We start from the raw sequence: 17,682 nt of genomic DNA on the forward strand, positions 1-17,682 counted from the left end.
GTCACCCCTTCATTCCGGAGAAGGCCAGGCCTCGTACCACCCGACGCTGCAGCACCAGGAACAGGATGAGAACCGGGAGCATGGCGAGCAGACTCGCCGCCATCATGACGGAGTAGTCGGTGGAGAACTGACCCTGCAGCGTCGCGAGCCCGACCGAGAGCGGCATGTCCTGCGCTCGGGTGGTCACCACGAGCGGCCACAACAGGTCGTTCCACGACCACAGCACGGTGATGATGACGAGCGCGCTGAGGCTCGGGCCGACCAGGGGGAGCATGATGCGGAAGAAGATCTGGAACGGATTGGCGCCGTCCAGACGTGCCGCTTCCTCCAGCTCGTCGGGCAGCCCGGAGAATGCCTGACGCATGAGGTAGATGCCGAACGCGCTGAAGAATCCCGGCAATGCCACTCCGAGCGGAGTGTTCAAGAGTCCCGCCCCCTGGACGATCAGGTATTGGGGGATCAGATAGATCTGCGGCGGCACCATGAGCAGCGACAGGATGACGGCGAAGATGAGGTTCTTCCCGCGGAACGCCATCCGGGCGAACGCGTACCCCGCCAGCGTGCAGAGCACGAGCTGTCCGACCGTTCTGAGCACCGTGATCACCACCGACATCGTGAGCTGATCCAGGAAGGGGATCTTGCGGAACACCTCGGCATAGTTCTCGAACTGCAGCTCCCCCGGCCAGATCGATGGGGGAACGCTCATCACCTGGGCGTTCGTGGAGAGCGACATGAGGATCTGCCACACGAACGGGAACACCATGATGAGGCCGCCGACGGCCAGCACGAGGTGCGTGATCGTCGACCCGACCGCTGAGCCTCGGTGTCTCCGGATGGTCTGATCAGACATCGCGCGCCACCCTTCCTCGAATCCTGAACTGGACGAGGGTCACGGCACCGATGATGAGGAGGATCAGCATGGCCAGCGCCGCGGCGTAGCCCTTGTCGTTGGAGAGGAAGCCCTCCGAGTAGAACAGGTACACGAGCGACTGCGTCTGCGACATCGCGGGGTTGTTCGCTCCGAGGAGCGCGAAGAGCAGGTCGAAGACCTGGAACCCGCTGATCGTCGTGATCACCACGACGAAGAATATGCTCGGCGCGAGCAGTGGCACGGTGATCGAGAAGAACGTGCGGATGCCGCTGGCCCCGTCGATCTGGGCCGCCTCGTAGACCTCATGGGGGATCGCGGAGAGGCCCGCGCTCAGGATGATCATGTTGAAGCCGATCGAGGCCCAGAGGCCCACGATTCCGAGGGCGACCAGGGCGACACCTGGAGTGGACGTCCAGTGGGGGCCATCGATCCCAACGACGGCCAGAGCCGCGTTGAGGATGCCGAAGTCGCCGTTGAACATCAGCCGCCACACGATGGCCACTGCCACCGGCATCGCCACATAGGGCATGAAGAAGAGCACGCGGTAGAGCTGAGCGAACCGCAGTCCCGGACGGTTGATGAGGCTAGCCATCACGACGGCGATCGGCACGCCCAAGAGGACGAGCGCGGTGAAGCCGAAGGTGTTGAGGATCGAGCGCAGGACGGCGGGGTCACCGAGGAGAGTCTCGTAGTTCTCGAGCCCGATCCAGGTCGATCCGCCGAAGACTCCCCACTCGGTGAAGCTGAAGTAGGCCGTCTGGATGATCGGCCACACGTAGAAGACCACGAGACCGGCCACAGCCGGGGCGATGAACGCCCACGGCCACCACGAGTCTCGGCGCAGGGCCCGGCCGGGCGACGCAGAGCGTCGACCCGGCCGGGTGAGGGGGAACTGCGTCATTGCTCTTCGGCGAGGAGTTCGTTCATCCGATCTGCAAGCTCCTGCGCGACCTCGGCGACGGGCCGCTCACCTGAGAACGCCTGAGGCAGGAGCTCGCGCTCCACCTCGCGCCAGGCGCCGGTGTTGTACGACTCGGGGTCGGGGACGGCGTAGTCTGCGGCGGCATCCAGGAACATCTGCAGACCGAAGGTCGGGGCGGACGCGACCCACGCGTCCTGGGTTCCGTTGAACGCCGGAATGGCAGCGCCGAACTCGGCGAGCGTGAGGGCGGCCTCTTCCGAGCCCAGATAGGCGGCGAAGGCGAGTGCGGCCTCGGTGTTCTCACCGTCAGCGGCGACGACGTTGGCGACCCCGTGGATCACGGTCGCGCTGCGCTCTCCGGCCGGCATCTGCACCGTTCCCACCGCGTCCGCGACCTCGGAGGCGGCGATCTCACTCACCATCCAGCTGCCGGCCCAGTACATGGCGGCCTTGCCCGAGGTGAACCACTGGTTGGGCGTCGTGTCCGAGAGCTGCTGAATCGTGGGACTCGCACCGGAGGCGATGAGGTCCGCCCAGAACTGCAGGCCTTCGATCGACTTGGGATCGTCGTATCCCGAGGTGGTCATGTCGTCCGAGATGACCGATCCGCCGGCCTGGAAGATCGTGTTGTAGTAGCCCTGCTGGCCGCCGGATGCGAGCTCTGCGACGGCTCCGTAGACGCCTTCGCCGGACAGCTGCTCACTCACGGTCTGAGCGGCCTCCTGGAAGTCCGCCCAGGTCCAGTCGGCCGTGGGGATGGCCACGCCGGCACGCTCGAGGATGTCGGCGTTGTACCAGACGCCGATCGTGTCGAAATCCTTCGGGACGCCGTACTGGACACCGTCCAGCGTGTAGAGCTCGTTCAGCGAATCAGGGTAGTTGGCGGGGTCGACGTCGCCGCTCTCGATGAGACCGGTGATGGGTTCCAGGACGCCGCCCGGGGCATAGACCTTGGCGTTGGGTCCGTTCATCCAGAAGACGTCCGGAAGCGTCTTCGCCGTGGCCTGAGTCTGCAGCTTGGTCCAGTACTGCGCGAACGGCGTGACCTCGACGGTGATGGAGACCTCCGGATGCTGCGCCGTGAAGTCGGCGGCCATCTGCTCGAGCGCCGGCGCCTGGTTCTCGTCCCAGATCGCGTAGAGCAGATCGCCGCTCAGGTCGCCGTCCGCCTCGGCCGTTCCACCACTCGCGCACCCGGTCAGTGCGACGGCGAATGCCGCCGTCGCAAGGGTCGCTGTGATCGTCCTACGTCTCATTGCCAAACTCCTTCATCGGGTCGGGTGCTGCGGGGGTGCATCGGATCGGGTGCTGCGGGGTGGAAGAAGACGCGCGATCAGGCGATGCCGGACCGCACCTGGTTGTCGTCGAAGTACCGCGCGACCGCGGCGTCGACCGGTCGGATGTCCTGCGGGATCGAGCCGGCTCGCATCGACGAGGTGGCCGCGACGCCGGCGGCGACCGCGTAACGCCCGCCGAGCACCGAAGTCACGGGTGCCGCTCCGCTGCGGACGAAACGCACGAACTCCTCCAGGCACGCACGATCCGCAGTGTCATGCCGCGCGTCGTCGCCCTGGAAGGCATACTCTGCGTCGCCGGCGGCGTTGTAGACCGTGCGCCGGTTCCACACGCGGATGACGCCATCGCCGTTGTCGCCGAAGTTCTCGAGGCGACCTTCCGTGCCGATCACGGTGAAGTTGCGCCAGTAGTCCGGCGTGTAGTGGCACTGCTGGTAGCTTCCCAGCGCACCTGACTCGAACTGCATCATGACCATGGAGAGGTCTTCGACGTCGACGACCGGGTTCAGGCCGGTCTGTGCAAGGGGCGGCCAGTTGTCGACCGAGAGCCACTCGCTCATTCGTTCGCCGCTGCGATCGCGTCGGTCGGCGATGCGCCCGTAGACGAGGAGATCGCCCATCCCGACGACACGGGTGCTGTGGCTGTCCGCGAGCCAATGCATGAAGTCGATGTCGTGTGCGGCCTTCTGAAGCAGGAGGCCCGTGGACCGCGACCGGTCGGCATGCCAGTCCTTGAAGTAGAAGTCGCCGCCGTGCCCGACGAAGTGGCGGCACCAGATTCCCGTGACCTCGCCGATCTCTCCGCGATCCACGATCTCCTTCATCAGGCGAGCCATGGCCGTGTGACGCATGTTGTGGCCGACGTAGATGCGCGTTCCCGTTCGGGCTGCGGCGTCGAGGATCGCGTCTGCATCGGCGATCGTGGTCGCGATCGGCTTCTCGAGATAGAGCGGGATGCCTCGCTCGAGAAGCTCGATCGCAATCGTCGCGTGGCTGTCGTCAGGAGTCGCCACGATGGCGGCATCGATGGATGCGGCATCCAGCTCGGACCGATCGCCGTGCACGAGCGCCTCGGGGTACGCCGCGGTCGCGGCCAGTCGCCCGCGCTCCGACGTATCGATGACGCAGGTGATCGCGACGTGCTCCTCCAGGTCGACGACGAGTTGCGCGAGCCGCTCGCCCCGCTCCCCGAAGCCGATGACGCCAAGTCGGAGTGCGCCCGCGTCGACTCCGGCAGGTGGTGCGACGGTGTCTGTCATTGAGATCTCGCTTCTATCTATGCTTGCTTCTGCGTGTTTCGGGATCATATAACCATAAAACTGCATTGACGGCTAGGAATAGCGACAAGTTTTGCCGCGAATGTGCGCACGCGTGAGAGGGGTCGCCGCTCGTTATGGTGCGGGTCGAACGGGGAGTCTGAGCGCCGGGTCGGTCAGGAGAACTGGACGCTGCCGCGCGTGTCAACGGAACGCTGAGCGGCCGCGACGATGGCGAGGGTGCGCACTCCGGATCCGCCGTCAGGTTGCGGTTGGCGGCGTTCGGAGATCGCCGACAGGAACTCGTCCAGCATCAGCGCGTCGAGATCCGCGCCGATGGGCGCCCACACCGCACCGTCGGGATCATGACCCGACACTCGCTGCGAGAACGGGTCGATGGTCATCGTCCCCCGGGTTCCCACGACTTCGAGTGTGAGCCCACCCCACGAAGGCGATGTCGGAGGGGAGCTCCACGAGCAGTCGATGGTCGCGATCACGCCGCCCTCGTAGACGACGGTCACGAGTCCGGCGGACTCGACGGCGAGTCGGGGGGCGAGAAGCGAGTTCGTGACTGCATGCACCGAGACCGGCGGCCGAGACAGCAGCTCGTCGATGAGATCGGCGCAGTGCACGACGTGGTCGGACAGCGCTCCCCCGCCGGCCAGCTCCCGGTCGCCGAACCAGGAGGTATCGAGTGCCGGAACCTTGCCGTTGTTCGTGCCGAGCACAGCGATCACCTCGCCGAGCACGCCCGACCTGACGCTCTCCTGGAGCGCTCGGAACGCCGGCGAGAAGCGCACGGGGTACGCCGTCATGAGCATGACGGCGGCCTCATCGACGGCCCGCTGCATCGACTCGGCATCCTCGAGGGTCGTCGCCAATGGCTTCTCGCAGAGCACGTCGGCGCCCGCTTCGGCCGCCGCCTTCACCAAGGCGGCATGATGGACGGTCTCGGAGGTGACGATCACCGCGTCAGGCCCCCATTCGAGCGCGGCGGAGTAGTCGTCGAGGAAGGGCACACCGAGGGTCGCGGACAGCGCCTCTCCCCGCAGCCTGCCGCGATCCGCGCCGTACGGCGGGCAGTCGACACCGACGACGTCGACGTCGTCTCGGTCCCGGAGAATCCTCGCGTAGGACTCGGCGTGGGGATGCGCGAAGGAGAGGATCGCAACTCGGATGCGCGCTTGCCCGCGTCCGGCGCGTGGACGGCGATCGGTCATCGGGTCGGGTCCTCCTCGGCCGTGATCCGGACGGGCTCCCCTGACCGGATCGAAAGGTACGCGGCATCCGCGATCCGCACCGCGGCGATGCCGTCCGCATCCGAGACGCGCGCGTCGCCGCCCTCGCGGATCGCTTCGGCGAACTCGCGGATCTCCTGCGAGTAGGGGCTCGCGCCGACGATGGCCGGCAGGTAGGAGTCGCCGTCTGCGCGCGACGAGCCCTCGAAGACGACGGCGTCCTCCCCGCGCGACGAGTAGTGCAGGGTGCCGGCGCTGCCCGCGACGTCCACGGTCGTGCGGAACGGCATCCCCGCCGGACCCCACGATCCGTGTACCACGCAGATGGCACCGTCCTCGTGCGTGAGGACGACCTGCGCCACGACGCAGGAATGCATCGCCGCCCCCCTCGACGCCGGGCTCTGCACGGCGTAGACCGAGGTGACCTCTCCCGCCAACCACCGCGCGAGGTCGAGATCGTGGATCAGCAGGTCGCGGATCACCCCGCCGCCTGCGTCCTCGTCGAAGAACCAGGACCCGGGCGGCGGCGCCGCGGCGACCCTGCTCAGACGAACCACCGCCGGCCTCCCGATCCGCCCGGCGTCCAGCTGACGCTTCATCTCGACGTACTCGGGGAAGTACCGGCACACGTGCGCGGGGAACACGCGGACTCCCGCGGCGCGCGCGGCCAGCACGATCCTCTCGGCGCCCTCTGGCGTCGAAGCAAGAGGCTTCTCGCAGATGACGTGCCTGCCCGCGGCGATGGCCGCCAGCGCGATCTCTTCATGTGTCCCGCTCGGGGTGACGATGTCGACGAGGTCTACCGCGTCCAGCAGTGACTCGAGATCGGGCGCGGTCGACGCACCGAATCGTCGCGCGAGCTCTTCTGCACCCTGGAGCGAGAAGACGGTGACGTCCGCTCCGTACTCCTGCCAAGCCCGCATATGGAGGGCGGAGATGTTGCCCGCGCCGACGAGCCCCACCCTGAAACGTCCGGAATCAGTCATCATCGTCTTCCCGAGCGTCGCTCGTCTCATCCCTTGAGCCCTGTTGCGGCGATTCCCTCGACGAACTGCCTCTGCAAGAACAGGTACATGATCAGCGGCACGGCGAATGCGACGGAAGCGCCCGCCATGATGAGCCCGTATTCCTGCGCCACTCTGCCCGAGAGCTTCGCCGCCGCGAGCGTGATCGTCTGCATGCTGTCGTTGGAGATCGACACCAGTGGCCAGAGGAAGTCGTTCCACACGGAGATGAAGGTGAACACCGTCAAGGCGACCAGCACGGGCCTGATCAGCGGCAGGACGATCGAGAAGAAGACGCGAAGATCGGATGCCCCGTCGATCCGAGCCGCTTCGAGCATCTCGTCGGGCAGGGTGATCATGAACTGCCGGATGAGGAAGACCCCGAACGCGCCCACCGCAGGCAGCGCGAGGGAGATGTAGGTGTTCAGCAGTCCGAGTTCGCGCATGATCGTGAACATCGGGATGAGTGTGACCTGACCGGGCACCATCATCGTTGCGAGATAGAGCACGAAGACGATGTTCGATCCCGGGAAGGGCTTCTTCGCGAACGCGAACGCCGCGAGCGACGAGCAGAACAGGTTGAGCGTGCACGCCAGGACCACGACGATCGCGCTCGTCACGATCGCAGAGCCGAAACCGTAGGTCGTGAACAGTCGCACATAGTTGGAGAAGTCCAGCAGCGCCGGGTCGAAGGCAAGGCCCACGAAGTTCGTGTCCTGGATCGAGGTGATCGCCATGACGAGGAACGGGAGCAGGGCGATGACCAGCATCAACAGGAGAACGCCGCCTCCGACCACGTTGATCAGCGACTTCCGCGCGGTGGTCACTTCTCCTCACCTCGCAGCCGCCATTGGATGAACGAGATGACGAGCACGATCGCGAACAGCACCATCGCCATCGCGCTCGCATAGCCCATCTGGAAGTTCTGGAACCCCGCGCGATAGATGCCCATGACGATCGTGGTGGTCGCGCCTCCCGGTCCGCCGCCGGTCATGACGTAGATGAGGTCGAAGACCTGGAAGGACCAGATCGTGCCGAGGATCACCACGAGCAGCGTCACCGGCTTGAGCGAGGGAATCGTGATGTAGAGGAACTGCTGCCGGCCTCGGGCCCCGTCGATGGATGCCGCCTCGTACAGATCGGACGGGATCGCGAGGATCCCGGCGTAGTAGATCACGAGGAAGTAGCCGACGTTCTGCCAGACGGCCACGAGCGCGATCACCACGAGCGCGAGCTCGGGGCTGCCCAGCCAGTTCACGGGTGGAAGACCGAAGAACCCGATGAACCGATTGATCGCGCCTTCATCGGTTCCGAGCAGGATCCGCCAGACGACGCCGATGACCACCAGCGACGACAGCACAGGGACGAACAGGACTGAGCGGACCAGCCCTCCGAACCTGTTGCGGAATCTCGCTGCGAGGATGGCGGCCAGCGCGAGGGAGAGCAGCGTCTGCAGCGGCACAGCGATCGCGGTGTACACGACCGTGTGCCACAGTGCGGCATGAAACGCGGGGTCTTCGAGCAGCCTCAGGTAGTTCGCCGCGCCGACCCACTCGCCGTCTTCGAGCACACTGTAGGTCGTGAAGCTGAGCCAGAACGACATCACGATCGGAACGAGGACGAACGCCACGAGCAACGACAGGCTGGGAAGCAGGTAGAGGGCCCCGCTGAACCTTCTGATGCCCGAGACGCCGACCTGCCCGGTCGGCCGCGCGGCCGGCTGACGCATCCTGGAGAACAGGCTGGGCCGGTCGAGCATGAGGGTGCTCATCCCCGGCCGACGCGCCATCTTCACTCGCCTTTCAGCGCGAGATCTCCGGCCTCCGCCGCATCCTCCATCGCCTGTTCCGGCGTCTTCTGGCCGAGCAGCATCTGCTGGAGGTTCGTGTAGAGCGCGTTGTAGACCGCCACACTGTTCGCAGCGATCGGGAGCGCGTGCAGGATCTCGGGCTTCTGCTGGTACAGATCCTGGAAGACCTGCGGGCTCTCGGAGGGCTCGCCTGCCGAGATCGGCTGCTGGGGGACGAACGTGCGCACTTCGGCTTGAACGTCGTTGGACAGCATGAAGGAGACGAGATCGGCGCACAGTTCGGGCGACTCGCACTGCTTGAGCATCACCAGCGAGTCGACGTTGAAGAACGTGCCCTGGGCTTCGTCCTCGAGCGAGTCGATGACGCCGAGGTTGACGCCGGCGTCCGCGAACACGTTGTACGTGTCGTCGCTGCTCATGTAGAACGCGACGTTTCCGGAGGCGAATGCCGTATCCGACTCGCTGCCGGCCATGCCCGTCACCGAATCGGGCATCACGCCCTCCTCGAGCAGGGAGTTCACGAAGGTCGCAGCCGCGATGCCCTCCTCGCTGTTGAAGGCGGTGGCTGAGGCATCCTCCGTGAAGATGTCACCGCCGGCCTGCCACAGGAAGGGGAAGAAGGCTGCGTTCATCATGCCGCGCGCGGGGTCGCCCCACGGTGCGACGTACGGCGTGAAGCCGGCCTCGGCAACCGTGAGGGAGGCGTCGACGAAGTCGTCCCACGTGACGGGTGGCTCAACACCCGCGGCGTCCAAGATGTCCTTGTTGTAGTAGAGCACCCGAGCGCCGCCGACGTTGAACGGCATCAGGTACTGGACGCCGTCGATCTTGCCGTTGTCGAGATAGAGGAAGCTCGACTTCTGCTCTTCGGTCAGGTAGTCATCGAACGGGATGAGCTGGTCGCGGTTCACGTAATCGCCGACCATCTCGTTGTACATGTAGCCGACGTCTGGCCCGGCTCCTCCGGAGATGCCGGTCAGGAACTTCGCCTCGTAGGCGCCCCAGTCGACGATCGTCACGTTGACGTCGACGCCGTGCTCCTCTTCGAACGGGATCAGGATCTCATCCCACTGCTCCTTGTCGGAGGATCCGTCCACCGCGAGGGGCGGCATCCAGAGCTCGAGCGTCGACGGGCTGGCATCGGACGCACCATCACCGCCGCCGGAGCAACCGGCGAGGGTGAGCGCTGCGACGGCGATGGTGCCGATGGCGAGAAGGGGCCTTCTGATCACGGTGCAAACTCCCTCATTGGATGGATGCAGGGGCTGGCGATCGTCGCCTCCAAGATGTCCCGGCGTTGAAGATATTAGCAGTTTTGTGACTGAGTGCAAGCAAAATCAATCACAAACTTGCACTCCGCGCTCAGGACGTGCTCGAGCCGGGTCAGGCTTCGGCGACCAGGACTTCGATCCCCAGCTCCGTGAAGGCGGCCTTCTGCTTGTCCGTGATGCCGCGATCGGTGATCAGCGTGCCGAACAGGTGCGCGCCTCCCATCGTCGCGAAGGCCTTGCGCCCGATCTTGCTGGAGTCTGCGACGACGACGGCGCGAGCCGCCCGGCGCGCCATGAGTGAGTTGATGCTGGCCTCGCCCTCGTCGTGGACTGTGGCCCCCATGACGGGGTCGATGCCATTGACGCCGATGAAGGCGATGTCGAGGGTGATGCGCTCGAGGACCATGTCGCTGTACGGGCCGACCAGCTCGTACGAGCGCGAGTGCACGACGCCGCCCGTGACGACGACTTTGATCTGCGGGCGCATGGCGAGCTGCGCGGCGATGTTGATCGCGTTGGTCACGACGGTGAGGTTCGGGTGAGGCGACGGCTCGAGGAGGTCGGCGCGTGCGGCGAGGGCGTTCGCGATCGCGGTGCTGGTGGTTCCTCCGCAGAGGCCGACGACGGCGCCGGTCGGGACGAGCGAGCTCGCGACCTGCGCGATCTCGTTCTTCTCCGAGGCCTGTCGCTCCTGCTTGTACCGCAGCGGCAGGTCGTAGGCGACGGACTGTGCGACGGCTCCGCCGTGGGTGCGACTGAGCAGTTGCTGGGCGGCCAGAGTGTCGAGGTCGCGACGAGCCGTCGCCGCCGAGACTCCGAGCTTGGCCACCAGGTCATCCACTTCAAGCCGCCCGGTCTCGGCCAACATGTCGAGCAATGTGTTGAGCCGTTCTGCGCGATTCATCGCGTGCACCACCATCCGCGTTCAGTTTCGAGACAATCTAGTCTGCCCCCTCGTCGGCGGCAGGGTCACGCCGACCGGATCGCCGGCTCACCTTCGGCGAGAAGCCCGGCGAGGCGTTGATTGATCGCGTGCCGCACCTCCAGGTAGTGGAGCGGGTCGTAGCTGAAGGCGTCGAAGCCTAAGCGCCCTCCGCGTCCGTCGGTGTCGATCAGCGTCAGCACCTCGCTCGTGCCCGCAAGTTCGGCGAGCCACGCCATGGCGCGCAGGTCGTTCATGGCGTCGGCGAAGACTCGGTAGCGAATCGACTCGAGCGGTCGTCCCTCGTCGCCGGGATACACGATGAACGTGTCGCCCCCGGGGAATGCACCGGACGCGGTCGTGTCGAGGAAGGGGTCGATCGGTCTCCGCGAGAGCTGGGAGTTGTAGAAGTTGAACCCCCAGTGCACGAACCCGGCACAGTCGAACGCGAACAGCTGATGGCCGATGACCCGGCTTCTGCTCGAAGGCAGCGCGAAGAACCGGTTTGCGACGTCTCGATTCTGCGCCACGCAGTAATACACCCACAGGTCGGGCACGGCTCGCGCAAGAAAGGGCTGCACCGCGTCGGTGGCGACGACCGGCTGCGGCACGACGCCGTTGTCGTAATAGGCGACGTCGCTGAGCGACTCCATGATCACGCACGGTCCGACGAGGTCGGCGACCACTGACTTCGCCGCGATGTAGTTGCGGAGCCCCTCCTCACCGCTCGGCTCGTCTGAGATGTGGAATGCGATCCGCGTGAGGTCCCACTCGGTGTCGAGATACGCGATGAGCTCAGGCATGAGCTGCTCGAGGAACGCGCGGTAGGACGGGTCTTGTGCCTCGACGTGCCAGCCGAACTGCTCGACCTCGACTCCGTCGACGTCGACATAGATCGATGGAGTGGCGATGGCACCCCATTGCGTGAAGAAGTGCGCCATCTCGAGGTAGTCGATGCCCGCCCGTCGGCATACGTCGAGCCATCGCCCGAGTCGATCGAAACCGAAGGAGTACCTGCCGTCGGCGAGCGAGATGTCGAGAAGCTGGGTCTTCAGCCGACGACCGCCCTTCTCCGTGTCCAGTGACGGCGTCCAGATCGGCGCCATGGTCGCGTTGACGCCCATCGCCCCGGCGGACGCCATGAATCGCTCGAGGATCTGCCAATGCGCTTCGGAGAACATCTCGACGCCGTAGTACTGCGCGAGGGAGTCGCAGTGGATGTAGTGCGAGTTGATCAGCGAGAGCGGTGGCAGCTCGCGCGGCACGACGAGGACCGATGAGCGATGTTCGAAGAGGAGCACGTCTGCGTCGTCGCGGAGTGCGATCACGATCGGGATGCGGGGCCCGCGAGCGGGGTCGGTCACGCGTACGTCCACCCAGATCGAACTCCACACGCCCTCCTCCAGCCAGAGGGAGTCTCCGTTCAACGGGGTCAGCAGATCGGGGTACAGACCCGGAGCATCCCGGTCGTATCCGTCGTCGTGCCCCGGGAAGGCGGGAAGATCGCACGGGACGAGATCGACCATCGAGAGCGTGACGACGTCAGCGCTTGCGCGCCCGACCGAGACACGCACGGGACGCGGGGCTCCGGTCACGGCCGGTGGGCGCATCGCGATCTGGAACGAGACGGTCTCGCCGAGGAACACGATCGGATCGCTGTGCGCGTCCTGTTCGCTCGGCTCAGAGTCCGGATACACCTTGGTGAGCGAGTTCACGGTGCGGAACGTCCAACTCGCAGCCGTGTCTTCGGCCGCCATCTCGCTCTCGCGTTCCATCATGACTTCGACCCTTCAGTCCGCCGGTCGGCAGGCCTCCAGACGGCGACACTGCGACTGTTTGATTGTTACCTATCCTATAAGATCACAAACAATCATGCCGGCTCGCTCGCCGGCGAGAACGGAGTAGGAATGGCGCGGACGCTTCTCGGCGCAGGATCAGCCGTCGCGGCATTCGACATCGGCGGCACCGACCTCAAGGCTGCGCTGTTCGACGAGCTGGGCGAGATGCTCGGCATCGTGCGTGAGCCGACACTGCCGGACCCACGCGATGGGGTCCCGGAGGTCGTCGACCAGATCGCCACGATCTGGAGCCGACTCGCCAAGGCGCACCCGGAGGTCGCCGTCGCATCGTTGGGCGTCGTCTCACCGGGTACGGTGAACGAGCACGCCGGCGTGTGCGTGTCGGCCGAGAACCTCCGCTGGAACGATGTCCCCCTGCGCGATCAGATCGCGCACCGGGTGCCCATTCCCGTGGCATTCGGTCACGACGTGAGGGCAGCGGGGCTCGCCGAGCAGAGGCTCGGCGCTGCCGCGGCCTATCGGGACTGCATCGTCGTGGTCATCGGCACAGGAATCGCCGCGGCCGTCTTCGCTGGCGGACAGCTCTACTCGGCGGACGGATACGCGGGCGAGATCGGACATCTCGTGATCGACCCCGCCGGTCCCCTCTGCGCGTGCGGGAGACGGGGATGCCTCGAGGCGATCGCGTCGGCGGGAGCGATCGCGCGCAGATATGCGGCGGCGACAGGCTCCTCGGTGCCGGGCGCGCAGGTCGTGCTCACTCGTGCGCGAGCCGGCGACGTCGTGGCGCAAGACGTCTGGAACACCGCGATCGAAGCGCTGGGGATCGGACTGTCGCACGTCGTGGACGTGCTCGGACCGGAGGCGGTCATCATCGGCGGCGGCCTCTCCCAAGCGGGCGACGACCTCTTCATCCCCCTGCAAGCCGAGCTCGACCGCCGGATCGGCACGCAGCGACGCCCGCTCCTGATGCAGGCGGCGATCGGACAGGATGCGGGGCTCGTCGGCGCCGCGCTCATCGCCCGCGATCTGGTGTCGCGGTCGATGACGGGTCAGGTCGCCTGACCCGCTCGCGTGACGTCGGCAGTCGACCTCAGTGCCGTGCGACGTCGAGGAGCTGGCGCGTGATGAGGCTGACGGCGTCGCGGGCCTCGCGAAGGCCCGGGCGGGGGTCGGAGCCGTCGAGGTTCACCGAGAGGTGCTCCCGCAGTCGTTGCGTGTATGCCGAGTTCAGCGCGGTGCCCACGTTCACCTTGACGATGCCGTTCGCGATCGCCTCACGAATCTCTTCGTCGGGCACGCCGGATGATCCATGCAAGACCAGCGGGACGGAAACAACGTCACGGAGTCTGGCGATGAGGTCCTGCTCGAGCTTGGCGGTGCGGTCCCGCTGCGCGTGCACACTGCCGACGGCGACGGCGAGCGCATTCACGTTCGTCTCCGCGACGAACTGCCGCGCCTCCTCCGGGTCGGTGCGGACGTTCGGCGCGTGGGCGCCGCCCTTCCCGCCGATCTCGCCGAGCTCGGCCTCCAGGAAGACGTCCGCACTCTGAGCCCATTCTGCTGCCGCTCGCGTGGCGCGCACGTTCTCGACGAAGTCGAGACGAGAGCCGTCGAACATCACGGAGGACGCCCCCTCGTCCGCGGCCCGCCGACACAGGTCGATGGACGTCGCATGATCGAGGTGGACCGAAGCACGGATCGCCAGCGGCTGGATGAGTGCGGCAGCCGCGCCGATCAATGGCGCCGATCGCCCGCCGTGGAATTCCACGGCGTTCTCGCTGACCTGCAGGATGACGTCGGACTGGGCGAGTTCCGCGGCGGCGAGCACCCCTTCCGCCTGTTCGAGGGTGATGACGTTGAACGCCATGACTCCGCGTCCTGCGCGCTGCGCTTCGGACATCAGCTCGGCCGTCGTCGTCAGTGTCATCGTCGCTCTCCCTGCTCGTCACCCGCGGCGACCGCGAGGAGCTGTGTGGTGTGCATGCCGTCGTCATCCAGTTCGGCGAGACGTTCCCCGAAGACGTCGGCGTCGAAGCTTCCCGCCAGCGGGTGCGCCACGGCCGCCGCGGAGAGCGACACCGCGAACAGGGCCGATTCCGCGAGTGTCCATCCCGAATCCAGGGCGATCGCGAGCGCCGCGACGACGGCATCGCCGGCGCCCGTCGCGTTTCCACTCACGCCACGGATCGGCCGCGCGCGTACCGAACCGCTGCGGCTGCGCACGATGAGCCCTTCCGCTCCCAGGGATGCGGCAACGGCGCCCGCGCCCAGGTCGAGCAGTGCGTCGACGCCGTCGTCGACGCTCGTGCACCCTGTGGACTCGAGCAGCTCTCCGGCGTTGGGCTTGAGGACGTCGGCGCCGGCTCTCGCGGCATGAAGCAATGCAGGTCCAGAGGCGTCGACGATGATCCGGCCGCCGTGTGAATGCGCCGCTTCGGTCAGATTCGCGTAGGCGTCCTCCGGGGCGCACGGGGGCAGCGACCCCGACGCCACGATCACGTTGCTGCCCTTCATGAGGCTTCGCATCTTCCGCTCCGCCGACGTCCAGTCGGGAAGTGTCATCGCCGCACCGGACTCGTTGAAGGCGGTCGCACCACGCGCGTCCACGATGGTCACGGTGCGCCGAGACTCGCCCTCGGCGGAGACGAACGCCTCGGTCATCCCGGCGCCGACGACATCGGCGCGGATGCCCTCTCCCACCTCACCCGCCACGAGCCCGGATACGACGACCTTCCTGCCGAGCTGGCGGAGGACGCGGGCGACGTTGACGCCTTTGCCGCCCGCTCGACTGCTGACAGCTTCGACTCGGTGGCTCTGCCCGACGATGAGCTCGTCGACCCGATAGGTGACATCCAGCGCGGCGTTCAGCGTCAGGGTCAGCACGCGGTCGCCTGACGCGCGAGACCCGCGACAAAGACCTGTCGGGGCGCGAACGTGTCATCGAGCACGACGAGGTCGGCGCGATGGCCGATGGATATCGAGCCGATCTCCGAGTCGAGTCCGAGTGCGCGCGCGGGAGTCCCCGACGCCGCCTCCGAGGCATTGATGATCGACACCCCGCCCTGCACGGTGTTGCGCAGCGCGGCGGACATCGTGAGCGTGCTTCCCGCGAGCGAGCGGCCGTCCGTCGTCCACGCCTGTCCGTCCTTCACGTCGACCTCGTGCCCGTCGCCACCGTACCTGCCGTCTGGCATTCCGGCGGCTGAGATCGCATCCGTGACGAGTGCGACCCGTCCGGTCGCCACGGCGAACACCAGGTTCACGACCTGGGGGTGGACATGCACTCCGTCGTTCACGAGCTCGAGCATGCAGTCGGGATCGAGCAGCGCCGCGATGGCACCCGCCGACTCACGGTGATGCATCGGCGTCATCCCGTTGAACAGATGGGTGATGTAGCCGCGTCGGCCTGACAGCGCGGACACCATGGTTTCGGCGTCCGCATCCGTGTGCCCGAAGGCAACGACGACGCCGGCGGCGTCCAGCCTCGCCATCGCGTCACGCGCACCCGGGAGCTCGGGCGCGATGGTCACGGAGCGAACACTCCCCGCGCCCGCGGTCAGAAGCTCCTCGAGCACGGTCAGGTCGGGAAGCCGCAGAAGGTCGGTGCGATGCGCGCCGCGACGCGCGACCGACAGGAACGGGCCCTCGAGGTGGATTCCGCGGATCGTGCCATCGCCGCAGAGGGGGACGAGCGCACGACAGCTCGCAGCCATCTGCGCCGCGTCGTCAGTGCCGATGCTGGCGAGCAGGCTGGTCGTGCCGTGTCTCAGGTGGAAGTCTGCGGCGACGCGCGCACTGTCCTCCCCGCCGGCGAAACTGCCGCCGCCACCGCCGTGGGCATGGAGATCGACGAAGCCGGGCAGCAACCAAGCGCCACCCAGATTCGTCGCGGGGAGGGGAGGCGTCCCCGATCCGATGTCGGAGATCCGGCCGCCGTCCACGACAACCCAGCCTTCGTCGACGACCGAATCCGGAAGCACCATTCGCGCGCCTGCCAGCACATGCGTCGTCACGCCCGTGTCACCTTCGCTTGCGTCAACGCTGGGTCAGCGTGACCGCACGGCTGAGGTTCCGAGGATGATCCGGGTCCAAGCCCTCATCGGAGGCGATCGCCACGGCGAGCTGCTGGGCACGGATCAGATCCACCAGCGGGTCGCTGAGCGTCTCCACGAAGAGCGCACCCGTGTGGACGACATCGTCACGGAGCCCGGAAGGGGTCGATCCGAACGACCAGACCACGCGCTCCGGCTGCGCGATGCTGATCGGTCCGTGGCGATACTCGAACGCCGGGTAGGACTCAGTCCATACCTGGGCCGCCTCGCGGAGTTTGAGCGCCGCTTCGTGCGCGATCCCCACAGCCCAGCCACGGCCCAAAAATGTGAACTGGCGCGCGCTCCGCGCCGACGAGAGCGGCTCGGTGATCGCTCCCTTCGCCGCGTCGATCACCGGACCGAGGTCTTCACCCAGAGATGCGCGCAGCGCGACGAGGGCGGAGGTGGCGAAACGGGTCTGCACGACCGACTTCTCATCGGCCCAGTCCAGCACGAGCGCGTCCCCGAGTCGGCGGGCGAGTGACGCGTTCGGGTCGGCCGTCAGTGCGCACACTCGTGTCCCCGGCCGGATCTGGTCGAGCAGATCGGTGATCTCCGTGGTCTCGCCTGAGCGACTGATCAGCAGGATCGAGTCGTAGTCGCGCAGCCCGATGCTGTGCTCGCTCGCCGCGAAGGCATCCGTCACGCCGTGTCCGGCATGCTCACGGAGCCACGCGTAGGACTGAGCGACGAACCAGGATGTGCCGCAGCCGATGACGGCGACGCGCTCGCCCCGCTGAGGGAGCTCCCGAGAGAACCGACCCGCAGCGGCCGCGCGCGCCCAGCTCTCGGGCTGACTTTCGATCTCCGAACTGACGTGGCTCACTCGCGCTCCTGACTGACGTTCACACTTGAAAGAATGCACTACTTTGCATCATCAGTCAATAAAATACGCATAATCAATCAGTCGTACTGATTACTCGATCATTGACCTGCGGACGAACGCGGACTCAAGGTCCGTGACCACGCCGACGAGGGATTCGGCCCGAAACGGCCGTGCTATCGGAGAGCATCGACGGCGCAGCGGCCGGAGCCCATCCTCGTGCCGGGCCGATCTCGTACCGGCCCGAGTCGCTGTAATCCTCCGGCCGAATCGAGACAATTCGACGAGGCGCCCGCGTATCCCGATGAACGGGTGGCCGTCCATCAACCCAGACCGCGACTCCCAGCCCCAAGAACCACGAAAGCCCCTCCCGAAGG

The 17,682-nt window shown here is 66.5% G+C and carries 16 protein-coding genes; 1 reads left to right on the plus strand and 15 read right to left on the minus strand.

Features of this window, described 5'->3' with window-relative positions; genetic code table 11:
• Nucleotide 1: 1 nt before the first annotated feature.
• The 11 genes from RH864_RS11545 to RH864_RS11595 all read right to left on the minus strand — a co-directional run bounded on the left by RH864_RS11545 (nucleotide 2) and on the right by RH864_RS11595 (nucleotide 12,367).
• Nucleotides 2-850, minus strand: a complete 849-nt coding sequence (locus tag RH864_RS11545; RefSeq protein ID WP_310517707.1) for a carbohydrate ABC transporter permease — start codon at nucleotides 848-850, stop codon at nucleotides 2-4.
• On the minus strand, nucleotides 843-1,772 hold the full coding sequence (locus RH864_RS11550; RefSeq protein ID WP_310517708.1) for a carbohydrate ABC transporter permease: 930 nt from the start codon (nucleotides 1,770-1,772) through the stop codon (nucleotides 843-845). Before RH864_RS11550 ends, RH864_RS11545 begins: the two co-directional genes overlap by 8 nt.
• Nucleotides 1,769-3,049, minus strand: coding sequence for an ABC transporter substrate-binding protein (locus RH864_RS11555; protein ID WP_310517709.1), 1,281 nt, complete (start codon nucleotides 3,047-3,049; stop codon nucleotides 1,769-1,771). The genes RH864_RS11550 and RH864_RS11555 overlap by 4 nt, the downstream gene beginning before the upstream one ends.
• A 77-nt stretch (nucleotides 3,050-3,126) precedes the next feature.
• Entirely contained in the window at nucleotides 3,127-4,347 is a 1,221-nt protein-coding gene (locus RH864_RS11560) for a Gfo/Idh/MocA family protein (RefSeq protein WP_310517710.1), read from the minus strand.
• 173 nt (nucleotides 4,348-4,520) lie between these two features.
• Entirely contained in the window at nucleotides 4,521-5,564 is a 1,044-nt protein-coding gene (locus tag RH864_RS11565) for a Gfo/Idh/MocA family protein (protein ID WP_310517711.1), read from the minus strand.
• Entirely contained in the window at nucleotides 5,561-6,568 is a 1,008-nt protein-coding gene (locus RH864_RS11570; RefSeq protein ID WP_310517712.1) for a Gfo/Idh/MocA family protein, read from the minus strand. The genes RH864_RS11565 and RH864_RS11570 overlap by 4 nt, the downstream gene beginning before the upstream one ends.
• A 26-nt stretch (nucleotides 6,569-6,594) precedes the next feature.
• Nucleotides 6,595-7,413 carry a carbohydrate ABC transporter permease gene (locus tag RH864_RS11575; RefSeq protein WP_310517713.1) on the minus strand — a complete coding sequence of 273 codons (819 nt, stop codon included), beginning with the start codon at nucleotides 7,411-7,413 and terminating at the stop codon, nucleotides 6,595-6,597.
• Entirely contained in the window at nucleotides 7,410-8,375 is a 966-nt protein-coding gene (locus RH864_RS11580; protein WP_310517714.1) for a carbohydrate ABC transporter permease, read from the minus strand. The genes RH864_RS11575 and RH864_RS11580 overlap by 4 nt, the downstream gene beginning before the upstream one ends.
• Nucleotides 8,376-8,377: 2 nt before the next feature.
• Nucleotides 8,378-9,628 carry an ABC transporter substrate-binding protein gene (locus RH864_RS11585; protein WP_310517715.1) on the minus strand — a complete coding sequence of 417 codons (1,251 nt, stop codon included), beginning with the start codon at nucleotides 9,626-9,628 and terminating at the stop codon, nucleotides 8,378-8,380.
• 151 nt (nucleotides 9,629-9,779) lie between these two features.
• On the minus strand, nucleotides 9,780-10,571 hold the full coding sequence (locus RH864_RS11590; protein WP_310517716.1) for a DeoR/GlpR family DNA-binding transcription regulator: 792 nt from the start codon (nucleotides 10,569-10,571) through the stop codon (nucleotides 9,780-9,782).
• A 65-nt stretch (nucleotides 10,572-10,636) separates the two neighbouring features.
• On the minus strand, nucleotides 10,637-12,367 hold the full coding sequence (locus tag RH864_RS11595; protein ID WP_310517717.1) for a DUF4091 domain-containing protein: 1,731 nt from the start codon (nucleotides 12,365-12,367) through the stop codon (nucleotides 10,637-10,639).
• 129 nt (nucleotides 12,368-12,496) lie between these two features.
• Between RH864_RS11595 and RH864_RS11600 the strand changes: the two genes are divergently transcribed.
• A complete protein-coding gene (locus RH864_RS11600) occupies nucleotides 12,497-13,453 on the plus strand; it encodes an ROK family protein (RefSeq protein WP_310517718.1) in 957 nt (318 codons plus the stop codon).
• Nucleotides 13,454-13,481: 28 nt separating this feature from the next.
• Here the strand turns inward: RH864_RS11600 and RH864_RS11605 are convergent, their stop codons facing one another.
• The 4 genes from RH864_RS11605 to RH864_RS11620 are packed head-to-tail and all read right to left on the minus strand — an operon-like array spanning nucleotide 13,482 to nucleotide 17,308.
• Nucleotides 13,482-14,318, minus strand: coding sequence for a class II fructose-bisphosphate aldolase (locus RH864_RS11605; RefSeq protein WP_310517719.1), 837 nt, complete (start codon nucleotides 14,316-14,318; stop codon nucleotides 13,482-13,484).
• Nucleotides 14,315-15,274 carry a 1-phosphofructokinase family hexose kinase gene (locus tag RH864_RS11610; protein ID WP_310517720.1) on the minus strand — a complete coding sequence of 320 codons (960 nt, stop codon included), beginning with the start codon at nucleotides 15,272-15,274 and terminating at the stop codon, nucleotides 14,315-14,317. Before RH864_RS11610 ends, RH864_RS11605 begins: the two co-directional genes overlap by 4 nt.
• Nucleotides 15,268-16,374, minus strand: a complete 1,107-nt coding sequence (gene nagA, locus RH864_RS11615; protein ID WP_310517721.1) for an N-acetylglucosamine-6-phosphate deacetylase — start codon at nucleotides 16,372-16,374, stop codon at nucleotides 15,268-15,270. Before nagA ends, RH864_RS11610 begins: the two co-directional genes overlap by 7 nt.
• Before the next feature lie 52 nt (nucleotides 16,375-16,426).
• Complete coding sequence (locus tag RH864_RS11620; RefSeq protein WP_310517722.1) at nucleotides 16,427-17,308, minus strand: SIS domain-containing protein; 882 nt, start codon at nucleotides 17,306-17,308, stop codon at nucleotides 16,427-16,429.
• Nucleotides 17,309-17,682: the final 374 nt, after the last annotated feature.

Origin of the sequence: Agromyces aerolatus (assembly GCF_031432255.1) — a bacterium.
Taxonomy (GTDB): Bacteria; Actinomycetota; Actinomycetes; order Actinomycetales; family Microbacteriaceae; genus Agromyces.

What these genes read in the sequence shown, in the direction of transcription:
- RH864_RS11545 (WP_310517707.1), bottom strand. Translation starts at nt 850, where the DNA reads ATGTCTGATCAGACCATCCGGAGACACCGAGGCTCAGCGGTCGGGTCG.
- RH864_RS11550 (WP_310517708.1), bottom strand. Translation starts at nt 1,772, where the DNA reads ATGACGCAGTTCCCCCTCACCCGGCCGGGTCGACGCTCTGCGTCGCCC.
- RH864_RS11555 (WP_310517709.1), bottom strand. Translation starts at nt 3,049, where the DNA reads ATGAGACGTAGGACGATCACAGCGACCCTTGCGACGGCGGCATTCGCC.
- RH864_RS11560 (WP_310517710.1), bottom strand. Translation starts at nt 4,347, where the DNA reads ATGACAGACACCGTCGCACCACCTGCCGGAGTCGACGCGGGCGCACTC.
- RH864_RS11565 (WP_310517711.1), bottom strand. Translation starts at nt 5,564, where the DNA reads ATGACCGATCGCCGTCCACGCGCCGGACGCGGGCAAGCGCGCATCCGA.
- RH864_RS11570 (WP_310517712.1), bottom strand. Translation starts at nt 6,568, where the DNA reads ATGACTGATTCCGGACGTTTCAGGGTGGGGCTCGTCGGCGCGGGCAAC.
- RH864_RS11580 (WP_310517714.1), bottom strand. Translation starts at nt 8,375, where the DNA reads ATGGCGCGTCGGCCGGGGATGAGCACCCTCATGCTCGACCGGCCCAGC.
- RH864_RS11590 (WP_310517716.1), bottom strand. Translation starts at nt 10,571, where the DNA reads ATGAATCGCGCAGAACGGCTCAACACATTGCTCGACATGTTGGCCGAG.
- RH864_RS11595 (WP_310517717.1), bottom strand. Translation starts at nt 12,367, where the DNA reads ATGATGGAACGCGAGAGCGAGATGGCGGCCGAAGACACGGCTGCGAGT.
- RH864_RS11600 (WP_310517718.1), top strand. Translation starts at nt 12,497, where the DNA reads ATGGCGCGGACGCTTCTCGGCGCAGGATCAGCCGTCGCGGCATTCGAC.
- RH864_RS11605 (WP_310517719.1), bottom strand. Translation starts at nt 14,318, where the DNA reads ATGACACTGACGACGACGGCCGAGCTGATGTCCGAAGCGCAGCGCGCA.
- nagA (WP_310517721.1), bottom strand. Translation starts at nt 16,374, where the DNA reads ATGGTGCTTCCGGATTCGGTCGTCGACGAAGGCTGGGTTGTCGTGGAC.